Below are 19,516 nucleotides of genomic sequence, written 5' to 3'. Positions count from 1 at the left end.
GTTGCGCTGCGCCGCTCGCTGCGTCATCAGGCCCGCACGCGCTCGGCGGGGAGGGTGAACATCGGCAGGTCGATCGCGCGGGTCCGGGCCGCGTCGATCGCCGCGGCGACCGCGCCGATCGAGACGATGTCGGCGCCCAGCGGCGAGGCGACGATCTCGGGAGCGGGCAGGTCGAGGGTCGCCGGCAGCGCATCGACGGCGGCGGCGATGATCGGCGCAGCGCCAGCGGCGATGGCACCGGAAACGATCACGCGCGTGACGTCGAACATGCTGCCGAAGACACCCGCGACCACCGCGAGTGCCTCGCCCGTGCGATGTGCTGCGGCGAGGGCGCCCGGATCGCCCCGACCGGCGAGGGCGAGGACGGTCTTGGCATCCAGCTCGGCGGGGTCGAGCGTCGCCAGGGCGCTCCCGGCAGAGAGCGTGCCCGCGGCGATCGCGTCGCGCGCGAAGCGCACGCACCGGGGTGCGAGGCCCTCCGCGCCGTCGATTCCGTCGATGCGGTCGAACACGATCGTCTCGCCGGCGCCGCCGTGCGCCCCTCGCAGGAGGCGGCCGTCGACCCAGAGTCCCGCGCCGAAGCGCTCGCCGGCCAGAAGGGCGACGAAGTCGTCGCAGCCGATCGCCGCGCCGGACGTGCGCTCGGCGACGGCGGCGAGAGCGGCGTCGTTCTCGACGCGGACGACGGGCGCCCACGGGGCGAAGGTCTCGATGAAGTCGGGGTTCATTCGCTGCCAGAAGCCGTCGTGGTGCGCGGGGGAGCGGCCAGCGCGGTCGACGGGGGCGGGGACGCCGACACACAGAGCGACGAGATCGTCACGCGTGGCGCGGGCGCGAGTCAGCGTCGCCTCGACGACCTTCTCGGCGGCGCGGCGGCGGCGCTCGGCCGAATCGAGCCCGGGGTCGATCGCCACGCGCGAGGTGGCCACGGGGGTGCCGCGCAGATCGGCCACGGTTGCCGTGACGTGCCCGCGTCCGGCGTCGACACCGACGACGAGGCCGGCATCGGCGCGCAGGGCGAACCGGCGCGCGGGGCGTCCCTTGGAGTACTCGCCCACGACGCGGGAGTTGGGCATCTCGACCAGGAGCCCGCGCTCGACTAGTTCGTCGAGGACGTCGATCGTCGTCGAGCGGGTGAGGGTGACCGCGGCCATGACATCGCTCGCGGTGAACGCCTCCGCGTCCCACGCGTAGGCCAGGACTGCGTCGAGGCTGTGGCGGCGGAGCGAGGGCGCTGCGGGTGTGGCATCCGTCATCGGATCTTGACCCCCCTTCGTGTCTCCTGCAATACTGCCGTTCATCGGATTGATTCGTCGAATAGATTTAATCCCCGATTCAAGATCGCAAGGACGCGAGGAGGAAACGGTGTCAGGGAAGACGGCAACGATGCGGCGAGGGGTCGCCGCGTCGGCGGTGACGATACTGGGGGCCGCACTGCTGGCGGGCTGCTCCGCCGACGGTCGCGAGACGATCCGGTTCACGTTCAGCAAGCGCGAGGCATTGGCCTTCATGGACCAGGTGGTCTCCGACTACAACGCCTCGCAGGATCGCGTGCGCGTCGAGATGGACACCTCGGGCGTGGACGTCGTCTCGGCGAGCTTCGTGCGCGGCAACCCGCCCGACATCATGCTCGCGAACTACAACTACGAGGTCGCCCGGTTCGTGCAGCGGTGCGCGCTCACCGATCTCTCCGACACGCGGGCCGCCGCGAGTGTGCGCGACGATCTGCAGCCCCTCATGGATCAGTACGGCGTGTGCGAGGGCCGCACTAGTGCCCTGCCGTATTCGGTCATGGCGTCGTCGGTCATCTACAACACCGAGATCTTCGATCAGTTCGGCCTCGAGGTGCCCACCACGTGGGACGAACTGATCCAGACCGCCGAGACCCTCCAGGCCGGTGGAATCACCCCCTTCTACGGCACCTTCAAAGACGACTGGACCGTCGGTCAGGGGTGGTACGACTACGCCGTGGGTGGGTCGCTGGACGTTCTCGACTTCTTCGACGGCCTCGCCGCCGAGGGCGATCAGGTGGGGCCGGATTCCACGGTGTCGTTCGAGAAGGACTTCGTCGATCCGATGGATCGGATGCTCGAGCTCGCGGCGAACTACACCAACCCGGATGCCGAGAGCCGGGCGTACGGCGACGGAAACCTGGCCTTCGCCCAGGGGCAGGCCGCGATGTACCTCCAGGGACCGTGGGCACTCGGCGAGATCGCCAAGACTTCCCCTGACCTCGGCGCCGGCACCTTTCCGCTCCCCATGACCGACGATCCCGACGACCTCGCCGTGCGCGTCAACATGGACCTGGCCGCCATCATCCCCGAGGGGTCGCGCCACCCGGAGGCCGCCCGCGACTTCCTCGAGTACCTGTACCAGCCGGAGATCATCGAGGCGTACAACGAGTCGCAACTGGGGTTCGCGCCGACGAAGGATGCGCCGTCGCCGAGCGACCCGCGCGTCGCGGGGATGATCCCGTACTACGACGAGGGGCGCATCTATCAGGGAGCCTCCGTGCTCGTCCCGAAGACGATCCCCGTCTTCAACTACGCGCAGGCGATGATCTTCGGGGCCTCGCCCGCGAGCACGCTGCGCACCATGGACCGGGACTGGTCACGCCTGGCGTTCCGCCAGCCGGCCGCGTCGACCACCGACTCTGTCGAGTCCGCCGCCGAGGGAGACGTGCGATGACCACCACCACGACCATCGTCACCGGGGGCAAAGCCGCGGCGCGCCGCAGCACCCGCCGGGTCGAGCCGATCTACTACTTCTTCCTCGTGCCCACGCTGGTGCTGTTCACGCTGGCGATCACCGTGCCCGGCATCATCGGGATCTTCTTCAGCTTCACCGACTCCATCGGCATCGGCGAGTGGAATTTCGTCGGGCTGACCAACTACGTCGCCCTGTTCAGCGACCCGGCCATCCTCCAGGCGTACCTCTTCACGTTCGGGTTCTCGGTCGCAACGGTCATCGTGGTCAACATCGTGGCGTTCCTGCTGGCGGTCGGGCTGACGGCGCAGATCCGCTTCAAGAGGGCGCTGCGCACGGTCTTCGTCATCCCGATGGTGATCTCGGGCATCATCATCGCCTACGTCTTCAACTTCCTCTTCAGCAATTCCGTGCCGCAGGCAGGTTCCGCTCTCGGCCTCCCCTGGCTGGAGACCAGCCTGCTGGCCAACCCTGATCTGGCCTGGGTGGCGATCGTCATCGTCACCGCGTGGCAGGCGATCCCCGGGACGCTCCTGATCTACATCGCGGGGCTGCTCTCGGTGCCCGGTGACGTGTACGAGGCCGCGGGCCTCGACGGCGCGAGCAAAGCGCAGCAGCTTCTGCGCATCACGCTCCCGCTGGTCGCCGGGTACGTCGTCATCAACGTGATCCTCGGCTTCAAGGGGTTCCTCAACGCCTACGACATCATCGTCGGCCTCACCGGCGGAGGCCCCGGCACCGCGACCCGCAGTGTCGCGATGTCGATCATTCTCGGATTCAACGGCGGCGACTACGCCTACCAGATGGCCAACGCGGCCCTCTTCTTCATCGTTGCGATCGTCATCTCGCTCCTGCAGCTCTCGCTGACCCGCGGAAGGAACACCCTGTCATGACCGCTCTGAACCAGCCGGCGCTCGCGTTCGAGCAGGCCGACCTCGCCCTCCCCGATCAGCGCCGCACCGCACGTCGCCCCCGCCGCGTCGGCGCCGAGCGCATCACCTGGTCGACCACGACGATCCTCCTCCTCTGCTCGGTCACGGTGCTGCTGCCCCTGTACGTCACCGTCACGATGGCGCTGAAGAGCGGAGCGCAGGTCGTCGACGGCAACGCCTTCTCGTTCCCGACGCCGATCAGCGTCGACGGTTTCGTGCAGGCCTGGACGCTCACGAGATTCCCCGTCGGGCTCGGCATCTCGCTCCTGGTCACGGCCGGAACCGTCGCGGCGACCATCATCCTGGCCGCGTTCGCCTCCTACGCGATCGCCCGCAACTGGGACCGCAAGCTCTTCCGGTACTCGTTCTTCTACCTGCTCGCGGCGATGTTCATTCCGTTCCCCGTCGTGGCCCTGCCGCAGATCCAGCTCACCGGCCGGGTCGGGCTCGACAACCCGTTCGGCGTGATCATCCTCGCCACGATGTTCCAGCTGAGCTTCAGCGTGCTGCTGTTCACCGCGTTCCTGCGCTCGATCCCGCTCGAACTGGAAGAGAGTGCGCGCATCGACGGCGCCACGACGTGGCAGACCTTCTGGCGGCTGATCTTCCCGCTGCTCGCGCCGATGAGCGCGACCGTCGGCATCTTCGCCTTCCTGTACGCGTGGAACGACTTCATGATGCCCTCGCTCATCATCAGCGACCCGGCGATGCAGACGCTGCCGGTGCGTCAGAACCTCTTCCAGACGCAGTTCAGCAACAACTACAACGTCGCCTTCGCGTCGTACCTCATGGCCATGGCCCCCGCGATCGTCGCCTACCTCTTCACCCAGCGATGGGTGATGGCCGGTGTCACGCAGGGTGCCGTCAAGGGCTGACCCGACCTCCCTCGAAAGGACCCGTTCCCGTGACCACCGCCGCACCCTCCGTGCACGCCCGCGAACTCTCCACCAGTCCCGATTGGTGGCGTCAGGCCGTGGTGTACCAGGTGTACCCGCGCAGCTTCGCCGACAGCAACGCCGACGGTCTGGGCGATATCCCCGGCATCACCGCGCGCGTCCCGTACCTGGCCGAGCTGGGGGTGGATGCCATCTGGCTGAGCCCCTTCTACCCCTCGGCGCTCGCCGACGGCGGGTACGACGTCGCCGACTACCGTGACGTCGACCCGCGCCTGGGGACCCTGGCCGACATGGACGAGCTCATCGCACGGCTGCACGCCCAGGGCATCCGGGTCGTCGTCGACATCGTGCCCAACCACACCTCGGACGACCACGCGTGGTTCCAGGCGGCGCTGGCCGCCGGCCGTGGCTCCGCTGAGCGTGACCGCTACATCTTCCGCGAGGGAACCGGGCCCGACGGCGCCGAGCCGCCGACGGACTGGCAGTCGGTGTTCGGCGGCCCCGCGTGGGAGCGCGTCGCGGACGGGCAGTGGTACTTCCACAACTTCGACGTCGCGCAGCCCGACCTGAACTGGGCGAACCCCGAGGTGCGCGCGGACTTCGTGAAGACCCTGCGGTTCTGGAGCGATCGGGGCGTCGACGGCTTCCGCATCGACGTGGCCCACATGCTCACGAAGGACCTCACCGAGCCGCTGCCCTCGGCCGCCGAGCTCGCCGCGATGCCGCAGGACGGCAGCCACCCGCTCCTCGACCGCGACGATGTGCACGAGGTCTACGCCGAGTGGCGGGCGGTGTTCAACTCCTACGACCCGCCCCGCACGGCCGTTGCCGAGGCGTGGGTGCACCCCTCCCGCGTACCGCTCTACGCGAGCATCGAGAGCCTGGGGCAGGCGTTCAACTTCGACCTGCTCGAGGCCGACTTCGACCCGGCGCAGTTCCGCCGCATCGTCGCCGACAACCTCGCGCTCGCCGCCCGCTCGGGCTCCTCGACGACGTGGGTGCTCTCGAACCACGACGTCGTGCGTCACGCCACGCGGTACGGCCTGCCCGACGCCGAGCGCGGCGCGGACGGGCGCCCGACGCTCAAGCACGGCAACCGGTGGCTCCTCTCGGGCGGGGTCGCGCCGACCCTCGACGCCGAGCGCGGCGAGCGTCGCGCCCGCGCGGCCGCCCTGTTCGTGCTGGGGCTTCCGGGCTCGGCGTACCTCTACCAGGGGGAGGAACTGGCGCTGCACGAGGTCGCCGATATCCCCGACGCCGCGCGCCAGGACCCGACGTTCTTCCGCAGCCCGGGGGTCGACCCGGGGCGGGACGGATGCCGCGTCCCGCTGCCGTGGACGGCCGAGGGGCCGGCGTTCGGTTTCGGTGACGCGGGCGCGCACCTGCCGCAGCCGGAGTGGTTCGCCGCGTACGCGGTCGACCGCCAGGACGGCGACCCGGCCTCGACCCTGTCGCTGTACCGGCGGGCGCTCGACCTGCGGCACGAGCTGCAGACGGGCGAGGAGCTGGAGTGGCTCGACCTTGGCCGGGAGGATGTCGTGGCCTTCGCCCGCCCGAACGGGTGGACGATCGTGACGAACTTCGGCACCGAGCCGGTGGCGCTCCCCGCGGGCGAGGTGCTCCTCGCGAGCGCCGACGTCGCGGACGGCACGCTCCCCGGCGAGGCGTCGGCCTGGCTCCGGAGCGCGTAGTCCCGGCATCCGTGCCCCTCGAGTGTCCAAGACACGCCGTATCGCCCCCGAGAGCAACGGCGTGTCTTGGACACTCGGGGATTCGGAGCGGCGGTGCGGGGAGGCGCGGGCGCGGTCAGGCGGCGGTGGGCGGGACGCGCACCCACGCGTCGCCGCGGCGCTCGATCGCGCCGGCGGCGGCGAAGGCGTCGAGCCAGCCGCGCATGGGCCAGGTTCCCCAGCGGCGGTGGAAGGTCGCGCCGTTGCGGAGAATGTCGTCGAGATGCTGCCAGGGCGGCGACGACACCGGATGCCACTGGTGGTAGGCATCCGCCCCGCCCGTCCACACCAGCGGAACACCCGCGGCCCGCGCCGTCCACGCGAGGTCGGTGTCTTCGGCGCCGTACCCCTCGTACCCGTCGTGGAACCCGCCGAGCCGCTCCCACGTCGCCGGGGTGACGGCGAACGACAGCGACCAGAAGAGGTCGTACTCCCCGGCGGTCGCCACGCGCGTCGCTCCGGGCGGCAGCGCTGGGCGGGCGCGGTGCGGACGCGTGAGGAAGGGCAGATCGTCGGTGCGGGGCCGCTGGACGCTCGCGAGGTAGGTCACGGGCCCTGCGAGGATCGCGACGGGGTGCGCCTCGGCGGCGGCGGCGTACCGGGGGAGGAGCTCGGGGCCCGGCAGGCAGTCCACGTCGAGGAACACCAGCAGCTCCGCGCCGTCGGCGATCGCGGCGGCCGCCGCGGCGTTGCGCCCGGCCCCCACGCGCATGCCGTGCGGGCCCGGCGAAACGTGGAGCGCGAGACCCCCCGCCGGCGCCGGTGGTGTCGCGTCGAGCCCCACCTCGACCCGCTGCGCACCGCTCGCGACGTCGGCGAGCACTGCGCGCTGACGCTCGAGGTGGGCGCGGCGGGCGTCGGAAGAGACGGTCAGGGTCGCGATCCTCACGGCACCATCGCCTCGACGGCCTCCGCGGCGCGCCGAGCGGCGCCGGCGACCTGCCAACGAGACCAGTCGGGGGCATCTCCCGCCGCGGCCTCGACGAGCGCGACGATCCCCGCGGCGTCGACGTCGTCGGGGGCCACGCGCGCGAGCGTCCAACGCTCGAGGGCGTCGGCGGTGGCGCGCTGCTCGTCGAAGGGGCGGTCCTGGGCCACGACGACCGCCCGCGCCCCCGCAGCGGCGAGGTCGGCAACGCTGTTCTGGCCCGCCGCGCTGACCACGACGGTGCTCGACGCCAGGAGCGGCCACGGGTCGTCGATGCGGGAGGCGGTGTCGTGGCCGATCGCGCGGACGCGCCACCCGTCGGCGGTGAGGCGTGCCACGGCCTCGGCGCGGACGCGGTCGTCGAGCGCGCGGCCGAGGAAGAGCACCGACCGGTCGGCGCGGGCGTCGTCGGCGGTCCGGCCGTCGTAGCGGGAGATTCCGCCGGTCCACACCACGCGGTCGGCCCGCGCGGCGAGCGCCGTGGCGGACACCGCCCCGTGCGCCCACGGCGCGAGGATCCGGTCGGCGAGGTCGTACGCGAGCGCGTGGGCGGCGTCGGTACGCTCGCCCGGTTGCGTCACCGCGAGGGTGCGCAGCCCGAGTAACCGCGCGAAGGCGACCACCTCGGCGCTGACGTCGACGACGAACGCGCGCAGGTCGGCGGAGCGGGACGCGATGGTCGCGAGCCGGGCCCGGTGCCCGGGGTGGTCGTGCGGGGCCCAGTGCAGCGCGCCGCGGACCGTGGGGTCGCCCGCGCGCGGGTCGCAGACCGAGCCGTCTTCTTGCTCGACGGTGTCGGCATCGTGGGGCAGCACGACCCACTCCACGCGCTCCTCCAGTTCTGCGGGGCGCGGGAGAGAGGAGAACACGCGCACGTCGCGGTGCAGGTGCGGCTGCACGGCCCGGAATCGCGCGACGTGACCGTACCCGTGGTGGTGCACGTACCAGCCGATCACCACGACACCGCCGGGACGCGGCGCACCGCCACGGGCTGCGCGGAGTAGGCGAGGACGCGCTCGATCTCGCGGTAGCGGTGCGTCAGCGCGTGTTCGCGCACGGCCGCGCGTCGCGTCCGCACGCGAAGGAGGGGGTCGCGCTGGCCCTGCCGGGCGAGATCGCTCGCGGCGTGGGCGAGGGCGGTGACGTCGCCGGGCATGACCGCGGCGGTCCCGGGCATGCCGGCGAGCACCTCGGAAACGCCGCCGATGTCGAAGGCCGCGACGGGGGTGCCGGTGGCGAGCGCCTCGGCGATGACGAGACCGAAGGGCTCGTCCCACATCGGCGTCACGAGGGCCACCGCCGACTCCCCGACCAGCCGGCACAGATCGCTCTGGTGCAGCGCGCCGACGTACCGGGCGTGCGCGCCCAGGCGCGGGGCGACCTCCTGCTGGAAGTAGTCGACGTCGCCGATGCGGCCTGCCAGCACGATCTCGGCGCCCGCGGTGCGCGCAGCCTCGATGGCCAGGTGAGGCGCCTTCTCGGGCACGATCCGGCCCGACCACACCCAGCGGGATCCGCCGGGGCCATGTCTCCAGCGCTCGGTGTCGATCCCGTTCGGAAACACGAACGCGTCGACGCCCTCCGCCGACCATGCGCGCGCCGTCGCCTGGCTGACGGCGACGAAGCGATGCGCACTCCCGCGGGCGTAGGCCGCCGCGTCGAGGAGCGGTTCGAGCGGCGGGGTGTGCAGGGTCGTCACGACGGGGATATCGGCATCCCGGCTCCAGCGGATCGGGGCGGGGTGCAGGCTGTGGTTGTCGATCACGTCGTACAGGTGCCGGTCGGCGCGCAGGCGTTCGAGGGCGACAGCGTGCGCCCCCTCGGTGGCGGCCGCGTACCCCTCGGGGTACACCGTGTCGGAAGCGTCTTCGACGCGGGCCCACTCGGGCGAGCGGAGGGCGAACTCGGGCGTCTCCCCGAGGAAGTCCGACCCCTCGGCAGCGCACAGGGTGACCTCGTGTCCGCGGTCGCGCATCCATCGCACGCGGTCCCACACGGTCGCCTCGAGACCACCCGCGTGGGGCTGGCGCAGCGGGTAGCGCGACGGGGCGACGACGAGCACGCGCAACGGCGTGAACCCCCGGGTCATGCGGCGTCCGGCATCTGCAGGGCGCGCCGGTACAGCGCGACGTGGGCCGCGCGCACCGCGTCGCGTTCGACGACACGCTCCGTCCGGCGACGGGCCACCTCGGCCGCACGCGCCGCCGAACCCGGCACGGACCAGCCCGGGGTCGTGGCATCCACGATCGCCCGCTCCAGTGACACCGGATCGCCCACCCGGAAGGAGTGGAAGTCGCCGGGGTGCTGGGCAGCGATGTGCCCCACGCGTGTGCCGACGACGGGCACGGCGAGGTCGTAGCAGAGCTCGGCCCACCCCGACTGGGTGCCGTGCGTGTAGGGCAGCGCGCAGGCGTCGAGGTCGGCGAGCCACGCCGCGAGGGCGTCGTCGTCGAGGCGCGCGGAGCGTTCGAGTGTCACGCCGTCCGCGGCCCGGGCGAGGGCCTCGATGGATGCCGCGGCGTCGGTGTCGCGGACGTTCTCATTGATCCGCACGACGGCCTCGACCGCGGCCCCCTCCGCGCGCAGGGCGGCGACAGCGCGCACGAGCGTCGCGGTCGTGCCGACCCCGTCGATGTTGGGACGGAGGTCGCGCAGGTGCACGCCGATGCGGGTGGCCGGATGCCGCCGCCCCCGGGGCGGAGCATCGACGTCGAGAAGGGTGGGGTGCGGGATCACGGTGCTGGAGCGGTCGAAGTCGCGCCGCACCTCTTCGTCGGTCGGGCCGGTCAGGGTGATGAGCGCATCGGCACCGCGCACGAGCACGTTCAGGGCCGCGCGGTGCGCGCCTTGCGACACCAGCTGCGGGTTCTCCAGGTCATGCACCGTGTAGATGAGGGGCCGCCCGAGGCGCCGCAGCGCGCGGACGGTCTCGGTGAGGTCTTCGGCGGTGTACGACTCGATGCCGAAATGCAGGTGGACCAGGTCGATCTCGTCGGCGTTCGCGTCGAGCCACGCCGGCAGCAGCACCTGGGGCGGCCACCACTGCCCGGGGCGGGCGCCCGGGGGCGGCGGGTCGGGGAGCAGATCGATGACGCGCTCGTCGCTGATGGCCCGCACGTAAGGGTGCCCCGAGGGGACCGCGGCAACACGGATACGTGGGATGGGTGCAGCGTCGATCGTCATTCCTCCAAATGTGCGGCGGTCGTGTCGCGTATCGCATCGACGAAGGCATCGCAAGGCAACGCAACGGTGGGAAGTCGAGGGCGCCGACGGCGTACCTTCACATCATGGGCGGCAGACACGACGGTTCGGAATGCCTTGCGGACCACGCGACGGCGGTGATAGCGCGGCGTCGGCACTACGCGGAGTTCTTCGGTGACGCGCCCCCGCCGGAGGGATACGGGGTCGTCGTCGGCAACTGTCAGGCCGAGTCGATCCGCCTGGTGATCTCCGGCGGAAGCCACCCCGCGGTGCGGGTGCCCGCGGTGCACGAAATGGATGCCGAGGACGCCCGGCGCCTCCACCGCTTGCTGGCGGGCGCGGCGTTCCTGGTGGCCCAACCCATCCGCGACGACTACCGCAACCTCCCCCTGGGCACGGCGCAGGTGCGTGCGGCACTCCCGGCCGGGGCGCGGACGGTCGTCGTGCCGTCGCTGCGCTACGGCGGACTGCACCCGTTCCAGGCCGCGATCCGCGTCCCCGGGATCGACGAGGACCCGCCCGTCGTGGCCTACCACGACGTCCGCGTGCTCGCCGAGGCGGCGGGGCTGCCCGTTGCCGCGCGGCTTCCCGCCGCCGCGGTGCGCGCGGTGGCCGAGGACTCCCTCGTCGAGCTGCGTCGCCGCGAGGAGATCGGTGTCGACGTCGTGGCATCCGATCTGTACACCCCCGTCGTTGCCGACCTCCACCGCACGGTCAACCACCCGGGGAACGCGGTGTTCCTGCCCCTGGGGGAGCGGATCGTCGCCGCGCTCGGAGCGCCGGGCACCGCCGTCGACCCCGGACGCCCGATCCTCGCCGGCGTGCAGGCGCCGCTCGAGGAGGGGGTGGTCGAGGCCTGGGGGCTGGATGCCAAACCCCGGGCCGACTGGATCGTGGGCGGTGAGCGGGTCGAGGTCGCCGCCGTCGCCGAGGCGCACCGCCGGTGGTACGCGGACCACCCCGCGTTCGTGGCGGCCGCGGTGGAACGCCTTGCCCCGCTCGTGCATCGGTGGCGCGCCGCGTGAGCGCGCTGCCCGTCCTCCTCGTTCCGCCCGGTCCGCACGGGGTGGCGGGGTACGCCCGCGACATCGCCGACGCGGTGGACGCGATCGCCCCCGGAATCCGGCGCGTGACGCCCGACGAGCTCGCCGCCCTCACCTCCGGAACGCCGCTGCACGTGCACGTCACCGACCGCATGTGGGGGGCCTCGCCCGAGGAGGCGACCGAGCGGATCACGGCGCTGGCGGCACGGCATCCGCTCACCGTCACGCTGCACGACGTGCCGCAGGCCTCGGACGGGGAGCGCAACCGACCCCGCCGCCGCGCGTTCTACGCCGCCGTGGCGAAGGCGGCGCGCGCGGTCGCGGTCAACAGCGCGCATGAGCGGGCACTCCTGGCCGAGGAGGGCGTGTGGGACGGGCCGGTCGCGGTCGTGCCGATCCCGGTGGACGCCCCGGCCCCCGCGACTCGGCCGCACCCCGACGGTGCGATCGGGGTGCTCGGCTTCTTCTACCCCGGCAAAGGGCACGACGAGGCGCTCGCCGCCGCCCGGGAGGCGGGGATCGCCCGGCTCACCGTGCTCGGCCGGGCGTCTGACGGGCACGCCGCCGACCTCGAGGCGTTCGTCCGTCGCGCCGCCGACGCGGGGGTCGCGGTAGAGGTGACGGGATGGCTCGACGACGCGGCGATGGCCGCGCGCGCCCGGGCCATCTCGGTGCCCCTCATCGCGCACCGCCATGTCTCGGCGTCGGGGTCGCTCGCGTCGTGGATCGGGTGGGGCCGGCGCCCGATCGCGGTCCGCAACCGCTACGTCGACGAGATGGACGCCCTGCGGCCCGGTACGCTCCACGTCGTCGAGCCCGACGAGCTCGCCGACGCCGTGCGCGCGGCCATGCGAAACGCGGATGCCACCTGGCACGGCATCCATCCCGTCCCCGCCGGGCGCACCGACGCCGCCCGCGCGTATGTGGAGTGGTGGGCGGGTGCGGCGCCGTGGGGTGCTGCAGCGCCGGGTGCGGCGCCCTCTTCCGGTGAGTGTCCAGAACACGCCGTTGAGGCGCCGGGGGATGCGGCGTGTCTTGGACAGTCGGCGGGCGTGGGCGCGGGGGCGGGCGTGGGTGTGGGGGCGTGGGTCGTGGGGAATAGGTGGGACCTCGTCGCGGGGCGGGAGCCGGAGCTGCCGCGCGTCAGCGTCGTCGTGACGCACTACGACCAGCCCGAGGAGCTCGCCCGCACCCTCGCGGCGCTGCGCGGACAGGACTACCCGAGCGACCTGCTCGAGATCGTCGTCGCCGACGACGGCTCCCCCGAGCCGCCGATCGTGCCCGCGGGCGCGCGCCTCGTGCGGCAGGCCGACCGCGGGTTCCGCGCGTCCGCCGCGCGCAATCTCGGCGTGGCCGCGAGCACGGGCGACGTGCTGTGCTTCCTGGATGCCGACACGACCCCCGAACCCGGCTACGTGCGCGCGCTCACGCGCCTGCCCGCCCTGCTGCCCGAGGCCGTGACCGTCGGACGCCGCCGCCACGCGGATCTGGCCGGGCTCGGCCCCGAGGTGTCCGTCGCCGAGGCGGGCCCCGCGCGGGCGCTCGCCGAACCGGGATGGCTGAGCGAGGAGTACGCGCGCACGGGCGACCTGCTGCGCGCCGACGACCGTTCGTACCGCTTCGTCATCGGCGCCGTGATGGCGTGCTCGCGGGCGCTGTTCGACGAGGTCGGCGGTTTCGACGAGTCGTTCACCGTGTACGGCGGCGAGGACTGGGAGTGGGCGCATCGCGCCTGGCAGGCCGGCGCCGTGCTCGCCCACGTGCCCGACGCGGTGGCCTGGCACGACGGCCCCGACTGGTCGGGCCGCGACCTCGATCGCGCGCGCGAGGGCAACCGCCAGACGCTGCGTCTGGCGGCCGACATCCCCGTCGCCGGGTCCGCCGGCCGGGGCCTCCTCCCAGCGACCCCCGACCTGGTGGTACACCTCGCGGGGGAGCACCCCGAGGCGGCGATGTTCCTCTGCGTCGACTCCGTGCTGGCCGCGTTCCCCCGGGCCGTCGTCGTGCTCGACGCGCCGCCGTCCGCCGCCGCGCTCGCCGCCGACCCGCGCGTACGCGCCGGGGCGGTGCCCGACGCGCGGGTGGTGTGGCGCCTCGACCGCCCCGTGCTCGTGCAGGACACCGACGGCCTCGCCGCGCGGCTGACGGCACTCGGCCAGGGCGAGGAGGGGCGCCTCGACGTCCGCGCCGCCCACGGAACGCCGGTCGGCGCCGCCGTCGCGCGCCGCGCCCGTCGCCGCGCCGAGCGCTGGGGTGCGCCGGTGGGGTTCACGGCGGGGGAGGTCGTGGCATCCGGGATTCATCTGCTGCGCGACGAGCCGCACCTCGAGGCGTGGGTGGGCGGCTGGGGCGGGCTCGACCGCTTCACGTGAGCCCGCCGGGCGTGCGGCAGCGGCGGGGGCGGCGTGGCTCCCCCTCCTCTTCCTGATAAACGCGATTCCCGGCGAGAAACGGCGGCGCCGCGCGTTTCTCGCCGCGGATCGCGTTTATCGCGGGCGGGCGGCGGCGGCGGCGGAGCGGCGGGGCGGCGGCGGGGCGGCGCGGCGGGGCAGCGGCGCGGCGGCGGCGGGGCTCCTTCCCCTGCGGCGAGGCTCCTTTCCCTCCCGATAAACGCGATTCCCAGCGAGAAACGGGGGCGCGGCGCGTTTCTCGCTGGGAATCGCGTTTATCGCCGCTCGGGTGTGGGCCGCTCGGCTGCTGCACGCTGCACGCTGCTGCTCCCGCACGGCTGCTCGGGCGTGGGCGACGTACCGACACCGCGGCCCGGCCCTGGAAGAATCGGGGGATGACCGCCACGCTCGTCGCCCAGGGTCTCGCCGGCGGCTACGGACACCGCACCCTCTTCGACGGCGTCGACCTCACGGTCGCCCCGGGTGAGGTGATCGGCGTCGTCGGGGCCAATGGCGCGGGCAAGTCCACGCTGCTGCGCCTGCTCGCCGGCGTCGACGAGCCGCAGGCGGGATCGATCGCGCTCGCCCCGGCCGATGCCTTCGTCGGCTGGCTGCCGCAGGAGCACGAGCGCGTGCCCGGTGAGTCTGTCGCGCAGTACCTCGCCCGCCGCACCGGGTGCGCCGAAGCGACGCGCGAAATGGATGCCACGGCCGCCGCCCTCGGCGACCCCGACGCCGTGGGAGCCGATGACGCCTACGCCACTGCCCTGGAGCGATGGCTCGCGAGCGGCGCCGCCGACCTCGACGAGCGGATGCCGGTGGTGCTCGCCGACCTCGGGCTCGACGTCGGCCCGGACGCGCTGATGACGGGCCTGTCGGGCGGGCAGGCCGCGCGCGTGGGGCTGGCGGCGCTGCTGCTCTCGCGCTTTGACATCGCCCTGCTCGACGAGCCGACGAACGACCTCGACCTCGACGGCCTCGAGCGTCTCGAGCGGTTCGTGACGGGGCTGCGCGGCGGTGTCGTGCTCGTCAGCCACGACCGCGAGTTCCTCGCCCGGTCGGTCACTCGCGTGCTCGAGCTCGACCTGGCGCAGAACTCCCATCGCGTCTACGGCGGCGGCTACGACGCCTTTCTCGAGGAGCGCGCGACCCTGCGGCGTCAGGCGCGCGAGAAGTACGACGAGTTCGCCGAGACGAAGGCCGACCTCGTCGCCCGCGCCCGTACCCAGCGGGAGTGGTCGAGCCAGGGCGTGCGCAACGCGATGAAGAAGTCGCCCGACAACGACAAGATCCGCCGCAAGGCATCGATGGAATCGAGTGAGAAACAGGCGCAGAAGGTGCGGCAGATGGAGAGCCGGATCGCGCGGCTCGATGAGGTCGAGGAGCCGCGTAAGGAGTGGAAGCTGGAGTTCACGATCGGCTCCGCGCCCCGCTCGAGCTCCGTGGTCTCCACACTCTCGAGCGCGGTGTTCCGGCAGGGCTCGTTCACCCTGGGACCGATCTCGCTGCAGGTGAACGCGGGGGAGCGCATCGGCATCACCGGGCCGAACGGTGCCGGGAAGACGACGCTGCTGCGTGGCATCCTGGGTCGTCAGGCGCCCGACGAGGGCTCGGCGAGCCTCGGCACGAGCGTCGCGATCGGCGAGATCGACCAGGCGCGGTCGCTGCTGGTGGGGGAGCGCCCGCTGGCCGAGATGGTCGAGGCGCTCGTTCCCGAGATGACCGCGGCCGAGGTGCGCACGCTGCTGGCAAAGTTCGGCCTCGCAGCCGCGCACGTGACGCGGCCCGTCGACGGCCTCTCGCCGGGCGAGCGCACGCGCGCGGGGCTGGCGCTGCTGCAGGCGCGCGGGGTGAACGTGCTCGTGCTCGACGAGCCCACGAACCACCTCGACCTGCCCGCGATCGAGCAACTCGAGCAGGCGCTGGAGTCCTACACCGGCACGCTGCTGCTGGTCACGCACGACCGCCGCATGCTCGACGCCGTCCGCACCGACCGCCACTGGCGCGTCGAGTCCGGTCGCGTGACGGAGGCGTGACGGGGCGTCGGCGTCCCCTCCTCCGTCGATAAACGCTTGCGGCGCCGGCAAACGCGGGCTGCGCGCGTTTCTCACCGCGGGCGGCGTTTATCGCCGGATGCCGGATGCCGGATGCCGGGTGCCGGATGCCGGATGCCGGATGCCGGGTGCCGGGTGCCGGGTGCGGGCCCCGGAGCGTCAGCGCCCCTGGCGCTTCTTGTACGGCTTGGGCTGACCCTTCACGATCGGGGCGCGGCCCTTGCCCTTCGATGCGCGCGCCTTGCCGCCCTGCGGCTGGGGCGCCGTGGCGGCCTGTGGAGGAGCGTCGGCGATACGCGCCCGCGCCTCGTCGAGCAGCAACACCCCGGCGGGCGTCAGGAGCGTGGGGGGCGTCCGCGACACCAGCGGCTGCCCCACTTCCTCCTCGAGCTTGTCGATCGTCGTGTACAGCGAGGCGAGAGGGATGCCGAGTTGCTCGGCCGCGCGCGGGAAGTGCAGTTCCTCGGCGAGGACGGCGAACCGGACGAGGTGCGCGAGCTTCATGGCATCCATTCTCTCCCGCGCCTCGCCGGTTGCCGGCCGCGCGCGGTGCCGAGAGCACACGTTCGGGACGAAGCCCCACGTTCCAGACGTCCGCAGCGTGTGCGTTCGACCCGAACGTGTGTCCTCAGCGCGGGCGCCAGCCCCCGCCGCGCGCGGCCTCAGGCCGCGAGGAAGCGGTCGGCGGTGCGCAGCGACAGGGCCATGATCGTCAGCGCGGGGTTCGCGGCCAGGGCCGAGGGGAACACCGAGTTGTCGCAGATCCACAGGTTCGGGATCTCGTGCGAGCGCCCGTCGGCATCCACGACGCCGTCGTCGGGATCGGCCGACATGCGGCACGTGCCGACGGTGTGCGCCGAGCGGGAGAGCACCAGGGTCTCGCGCGCGCCCGCCGCCTCCATCACCCGCTGCAGGAAAGCGGTGGCGTGCCGGTCGAGCGCCTTCTCGTTCGGCCCGGCCGTGAAGTTCACCCGAGCCAGAGGAATGCCGACCTCGTCGGTCTCGTCGGCGAGCTCGAGGCGGTTGCCGTCCGACGGCAGGCACTCCCCGTTGATGCCGATCCCCGCCATGTGCTGCGCCTGGTCGAGACGCTGCATCAGCTCACGGCCCCACAACCCGCCGCCCCGGGCGACCGTCGTCGCGAAGGTCAGGGGCATGACGCCCAGGCTCTGCACGAGGTATCCGCCGGCGAAGTCGGCGTCGTCCGGGCGCAGCATGTCCTCGGTGATGACCGCGGAGGGATACCCGCGGTGCCCCCGGACCGGCTCGTCGAACCGGCCCCACACCTGCGTCGCGCCGTGCGCGAGGAAGTTGCGGCCCACGTGCCCGCTGCCGTTGGCGATCCCGGTGTGCAGCAGCAGGCGGGGGGTCTCGACGCCTCCGCCGGCGAGCACGAGCGCACGGCAGCGCTGGCGCACGTCGACGCCGCCCTGCCGGTACACGACCGCGGCGACGTGCCCGCGCGCGTCGAGCTCGATGTCGTGCACCATCGCGCCGGTGCGGATCTCGGCCCCCTCGGCCACCGCGGCCGGGAGGTAGGTGTTGGCGGTGGTGGCCTTGGCATCCGTTCGGCACCCCTGGTGGCACGCGCCGCAGTTGACGCACGAGCCGCGCTCGCCGTGGTGGTCCTGCAGCCGCGCACGGGTGAGCACGGCGGCGGGCGCGTCGGCCCACCGGATGCCGAGGGCCTCGCACCCGCGGGCGACGAGGTTCGCCGACGCATTGCGGGCCGGCGGGGCGTAGGCGTACTCGCGCGTCGGATCCCACGGGTACGGCGTCGGACCGGATACCCCGATGTCACCCTCGACCCGCGCGACGTACGAGAGAAGCTCGGCGGGGTCGAGAGGCCAGTCGCGGCCTTCGCCGGTCTCGGAGCGCAGCCGCAGGTCGCGCGCATCGGGGCGCGGGCTGAACGCTCCCCAGTGCAGGGTGGATCCGCCCACGCCCCGGCCGCTGTTGTTCGCCCCGAACGCGACCGGATCCTCGCCGCCGCTCAGCCGCTCCGACATCCAGTTGATCTCGAGCGCCTCGATCTCGTCGGCGGTGAGGTCGTCGAGCGCGAAGTCGCGGCCGGCTTCCAGCGCCACCACCGACAGCCCCCGCCGGGCGAACTCGGCGGTCAGCGGCGCACCGCCCGCTCCCGTGCCGACGACGACGACGTCGACGATGTCGTCGGCGCCGTAGGTGCGCATTCCGTCCAGGTTCACGCGGGGTCTCCCGTCGCGATCGTTCCGCCGACACCGGCGGGTTCCCAGTCCTCGCGGCGCCCCAGCTCGAGGTGCACGTACCCCCGGATGGGCAGGGTTCCTCCCGTGGCGAAACCGTCGAAGCCGGTGCGGGCCATGCTCGCGGGGTGGGCGAGCCACTGGCGCACCAGGTCGACACGGGCGTCCTCGAGCCACGCCGCGAGGAGTTCGGCATCCAGGGGGCCCTCGGCGGTGCTTGCGCCCTCGATCGCGGTGCGGAGCACCTCCTCCCGCTCGACGGGGTCGGTCGGCCAGACCGCTGCGAGCGTGGTCAGACCCGCACGGTACGCCTCGGGGTCGGGCGGGAGGCCGTCACGGCGCCACCCGTCGCCGTCGCCGCGCGCGAGCTGCGCGTCGACCCGGGCGGCGATGTCGATCGCGGGTCCGTCCTGGGGCACGACGAGGTCGGCGATCTCGCGCAGGAGTGTCAGCTGCGCGAGATCGAGCACGCGCGGAGCGTAGCCGCGGTCGTCGGGGACGGCCCGGCGGTTCAGCGCGCCGCGCGCGAGGGCGTCCACGCGGTCGCCGGCGATGAGCCGCGCCCAGTCATCGGGGATCGCAGGGCCGGCGAGCACCTCGTCGGTCACGAAGTGGGCGATCGCCGCGGCGGCCTCGGGGGCGCGCTCGAGCGGGATCAGGTGCCCGGTATCGGCGAGGGAGTGGAACCGCGCGCGGGGGTACACACCCGAGAGCAGCTCCGGCTGCGCGGACGCACCGAGGTCGGCGTCGTCCTCTCCCGCCAGCACGAGCACCGGGAGGTCGAGGCGGCCCACCTCGTCACGGGCGTCGATCCGGCTCCCCGTCTCCAGCCACGCCCGCCACGCCGTCGGCGAGGTGCGGCGCAGGTCGGCGAGGGCGAGGGTCTGCGCCGCGGGGTCGAGGGGCCGGGCCGTGTTCTGGTCGATGAAGGTCTCGGCATCCTGTTCCGAGATCGCGCCGTCGGCGACCCACGAGAGCATGAGGGCGCGCCGCTCCTCGTCCATGGGTTCCGGGCGCGGCGGGGACGGCGCCATCAGCACCATGCCGCTGAGCCCGGCCAGCGGCGCCTCGCCCCCGAGGACACGGGATGCCACGAGCCCGGCGATCTTTCCGCCCATGCTGTGGCCGCCCAGCATCCATCGTCCGCCGGGGTGGGCCGAGAGCGCCTCGATGACGTGGTCGGCGGTCTCGTCGAGCGAGGAATCCGGCGCGGTCGCGGCCGATCCGAAACCGGGCAGATCGATCCCGCGCACGCGCACCCGCCCCTCGAGGAGTTCGCCGAGGCGGGCGAAGGAGGCGGAGCTGGCCCCCAGGGCGTGGAGCAGGTACAGGGTGACGGGCGCCTCGCCCGGGGTGGCTTCGTGCGTGGGCATATCCTCACGCTCCCGCACTCGGCGGTGGGGAAGGGGCC

Annotated in this window: 15 protein-coding genes; 7 read left to right on the top strand and 8 right to left on the bottom strand. The window is 73.1% G+C overall.

Annotated features, from left to right (window positions below):
• Positions 1 to 26 precede the first annotated feature (26 nt).
• Positions 27 to 1,256 carry an ROK family protein gene (locus ACU6WY_RS12655; RefSeq protein WP_483819993.1) on the bottom strand — a complete coding sequence of 410 codons (1,230 nt, stop codon included), beginning with the start codon at positions 1,254 to 1,256 and terminating at the stop codon, positions 27 to 29.
• 130 nt (positions 1,257 to 1,386) lie between these two features.
• Here ACU6WY_RS12655 and ACU6WY_RS12650 point away from each other — a divergent pair, with 130 nt between their 5' ends.
• From ACU6WY_RS12650 to ACU6WY_RS12635, 4 genes are read left to right on the top strand one after another with little or no spacing between them, the layout of a single operon-like run.
• Positions 1,387 to 2,688: an ABC transporter substrate-binding protein gene (locus ACU6WY_RS12650; protein ID WP_483821925.1), complete on the top strand. Its 1,302-nt coding sequence runs from the start codon at positions 1,387 to 1,389 to the stop codon at positions 2,686 to 2,688.
• Positions 2,685 to 3,599, top strand: coding sequence for a carbohydrate ABC transporter permease (locus ACU6WY_RS12645; protein WP_483819992.1), 915 nt, complete (start codon positions 2,685 to 2,687; stop codon positions 3,597 to 3,599). The genes ACU6WY_RS12650 and ACU6WY_RS12645 overlap by 4 nt, the downstream gene beginning before the upstream one ends.
• Positions 3,596 to 4,513, top strand: a complete 918-nt coding sequence (locus ACU6WY_RS12640; protein WP_483819991.1) for a carbohydrate ABC transporter permease — start codon at positions 3,596 to 3,598, stop codon at positions 4,511 to 4,513. The genes ACU6WY_RS12645 and ACU6WY_RS12640 overlap by 4 nt, the downstream gene beginning before the upstream one ends.
• 29 nt (positions 4,514 to 4,542) lie before the next feature.
• Positions 4,543 to 6,225 (top strand): glycoside hydrolase family 13 protein, encoded by a 1,683-nt coding sequence (locus ACU6WY_RS12635; protein ID WP_483819990.1) that lies wholly within the window; start codon positions 4,543 to 4,545, stop codon positions 6,223 to 6,225.
• 115 nt (positions 6,226 to 6,340) lie between these two features.
• Here ACU6WY_RS12635 and ACU6WY_RS12630 read toward each other — a convergent pair whose 3' ends face one another.
• From ACU6WY_RS12630 to ACU6WY_RS12615, 4 genes are read right to left on the bottom strand one after another with little or no spacing between them, the layout of a single operon-like run.
• On the bottom strand, positions 6,341 to 7,153 hold the full coding sequence (locus ACU6WY_RS12630) for a glycosyltransferase family 2 protein (RefSeq protein ID WP_483819989.1): 813 nt from the start codon (positions 7,151 to 7,153) through the stop codon (positions 6,341 to 6,343).
• Complete coding sequence (locus ACU6WY_RS12625; protein ID WP_483819988.1) at positions 7,150 to 8,151, bottom strand: glycosyltransferase; 1,002 nt, start codon at positions 8,149 to 8,151, stop codon at positions 7,150 to 7,152. Before ACU6WY_RS12625 ends, ACU6WY_RS12630 begins: the two co-directional genes overlap by 4 nt.
• Positions 8,145 to 9,281, bottom strand: coding sequence for a glycosyltransferase (locus ACU6WY_RS12620; protein WP_483819987.1), 1,137 nt, complete (start codon positions 9,279 to 9,281; stop codon positions 8,145 to 8,147). The genes ACU6WY_RS12625 and ACU6WY_RS12620 overlap by 7 nt, the downstream gene beginning before the upstream one ends.
• Positions 9,278 to 10,375 (bottom strand): glycosyltransferase, encoded by a 1,098-nt coding sequence (locus ACU6WY_RS12615; RefSeq protein ID WP_483819986.1) that lies wholly within the window; start codon positions 10,373 to 10,375, stop codon positions 9,278 to 9,280. The genes ACU6WY_RS12620 and ACU6WY_RS12615 overlap by 4 nt, the downstream gene beginning before the upstream one ends.
• Positions 10,376 to 10,530: 155 nt before the next feature.
• Here ACU6WY_RS12615 and ACU6WY_RS12610 point away from each other — a divergent pair, with 155 nt between their 5' ends.
• The 3 genes from ACU6WY_RS12610 to ACU6WY_RS12600 all read left to right on the top strand — a co-directional run bounded on the left by ACU6WY_RS12610 (position 10,531) and on the right by ACU6WY_RS12600 (position 15,862).
• Positions 10,531 to 11,418: a WcbI family polysaccharide biosynthesis putative acetyltransferase gene (locus ACU6WY_RS12610; RefSeq protein WP_483819985.1), complete on the top strand. Its 888-nt coding sequence runs from the start codon at positions 10,531 to 10,533 to the stop codon at positions 11,416 to 11,418.
• Positions 11,415 to 13,808, top strand: coding sequence for a glycosyltransferase family 2 protein (locus ACU6WY_RS12605; RefSeq protein ID WP_483819984.1), 2,394 nt, complete (start codon positions 11,415 to 11,417; stop codon positions 13,806 to 13,808). Before ACU6WY_RS12610 ends, ACU6WY_RS12605 begins: the two co-directional genes overlap by 4 nt.
• Positions 13,809 to 14,221: 413 nt before the next feature.
• Complete coding sequence (locus tag ACU6WY_RS12600; protein ID WP_483819983.1) at positions 14,222 to 15,862, top strand: ABC-F family ATP-binding cassette domain-containing protein; 1,641 nt, start codon at positions 14,222 to 14,224, stop codon at positions 15,860 to 15,862.
• 177 nt (positions 15,863 to 16,039) lie between these two features.
• On the opposite strand, the gene ACU6WY_RS12595 is transcribed toward ACU6WY_RS12600, so the two are convergent.
• From ACU6WY_RS12595 to ACU6WY_RS12585, 3 genes are all read right to left on the bottom strand, one after another.
• Positions 16,040 to 16,384 (bottom strand): LysR family transcriptional regulator, encoded by a 345-nt coding sequence (locus ACU6WY_RS12595; protein WP_483819982.1) that lies wholly within the window; start codon positions 16,382 to 16,384, stop codon positions 16,040 to 16,042.
• 158 nt (positions 16,385 to 16,542) lie between these two features.
• On the bottom strand, positions 16,543 to 18,087 hold the full coding sequence (locus ACU6WY_RS12590; RefSeq protein ID WP_483819981.1) for a GMC family oxidoreductase: 1,545 nt from the start codon (positions 18,085 to 18,087) through the stop codon (positions 16,543 to 16,545).
• Positions 18,084 to 19,478 (bottom strand): alpha/beta fold hydrolase, encoded by a 1,395-nt coding sequence (locus ACU6WY_RS12585; RefSeq protein WP_483819980.1) that lies wholly within the window; start codon positions 19,476 to 19,478, stop codon positions 18,084 to 18,086. The genes ACU6WY_RS12590 and ACU6WY_RS12585 overlap by 4 nt, the downstream gene beginning before the upstream one ends.
• Positions 19,479 to 19,516: the final 38 nt, after the last annotated feature.

This window comes from Microbacterium sp. ZW3a (assembly GCF_057167165.1).
The sequence above is the reverse complement of the archived record's forward strand: the minus strand, read 5'-3'. Positions and strand labels throughout refer to the sequence as shown.

Bases quoted from the DNA above. Each gene is read 5' to 3' on its own strand.
- ACU6WY_RS12655 (WP_483819993.1), bottom strand. From the start codon at position 1,256: ATGACGGATGCCACACCCGCAGCGCCCTCGCTCCGCCGCCACAGCCTC.
- ACU6WY_RS12650 (WP_483821925.1), top strand. From the start codon at position 1,387: ATGCGGCGAGGGGTCGCCGCGTCGGCGGTGACGATACTGGGGGCCGCA.
- ACU6WY_RS12645 (WP_483819992.1), top strand. From the start codon at position 2,685: ATGACCACCACCACGACCATCGTCACCGGGGGCAAAGCCGCGGCGCGC.
- ACU6WY_RS12640 (WP_483819991.1), top strand. From the start codon at position 3,596: ATGACCGCTCTGAACCAGCCGGCGCTCGCGTTCGAGCAGGCCGACCTC.
- ACU6WY_RS12620 (WP_483819987.1), bottom strand. From the start codon at position 9,281: ATGACCCGGGGGTTCACGCCGTTGCGCGTGCTCGTCGTCGCCCCGTCG.
- ACU6WY_RS12615 (WP_483819986.1), bottom strand. From the start codon at position 10,375: ATGACGATCGACGCTGCACCCATCCCACGTATCCGTGTTGCCGCGGTC.
- ACU6WY_RS12600 (WP_483819983.1), top strand. From the start codon at position 14,222: ATGACCGCCACGCTCGTCGCCCAGGGTCTCGCCGGCGGCTACGGACAC.
- ACU6WY_RS12595 (WP_483819982.1), bottom strand. From the start codon at position 16,384: ATGAAGCTCGCGCACCTCGTCCGGTTCGCCGTCCTCGCCGAGGAACTG.
- ACU6WY_RS12585 (WP_483819980.1), bottom strand. From the start codon at position 19,478: ATGCCCACGCACGAAGCCACCCCGGGCGAGGCGCCCGTCACCCTGTAC.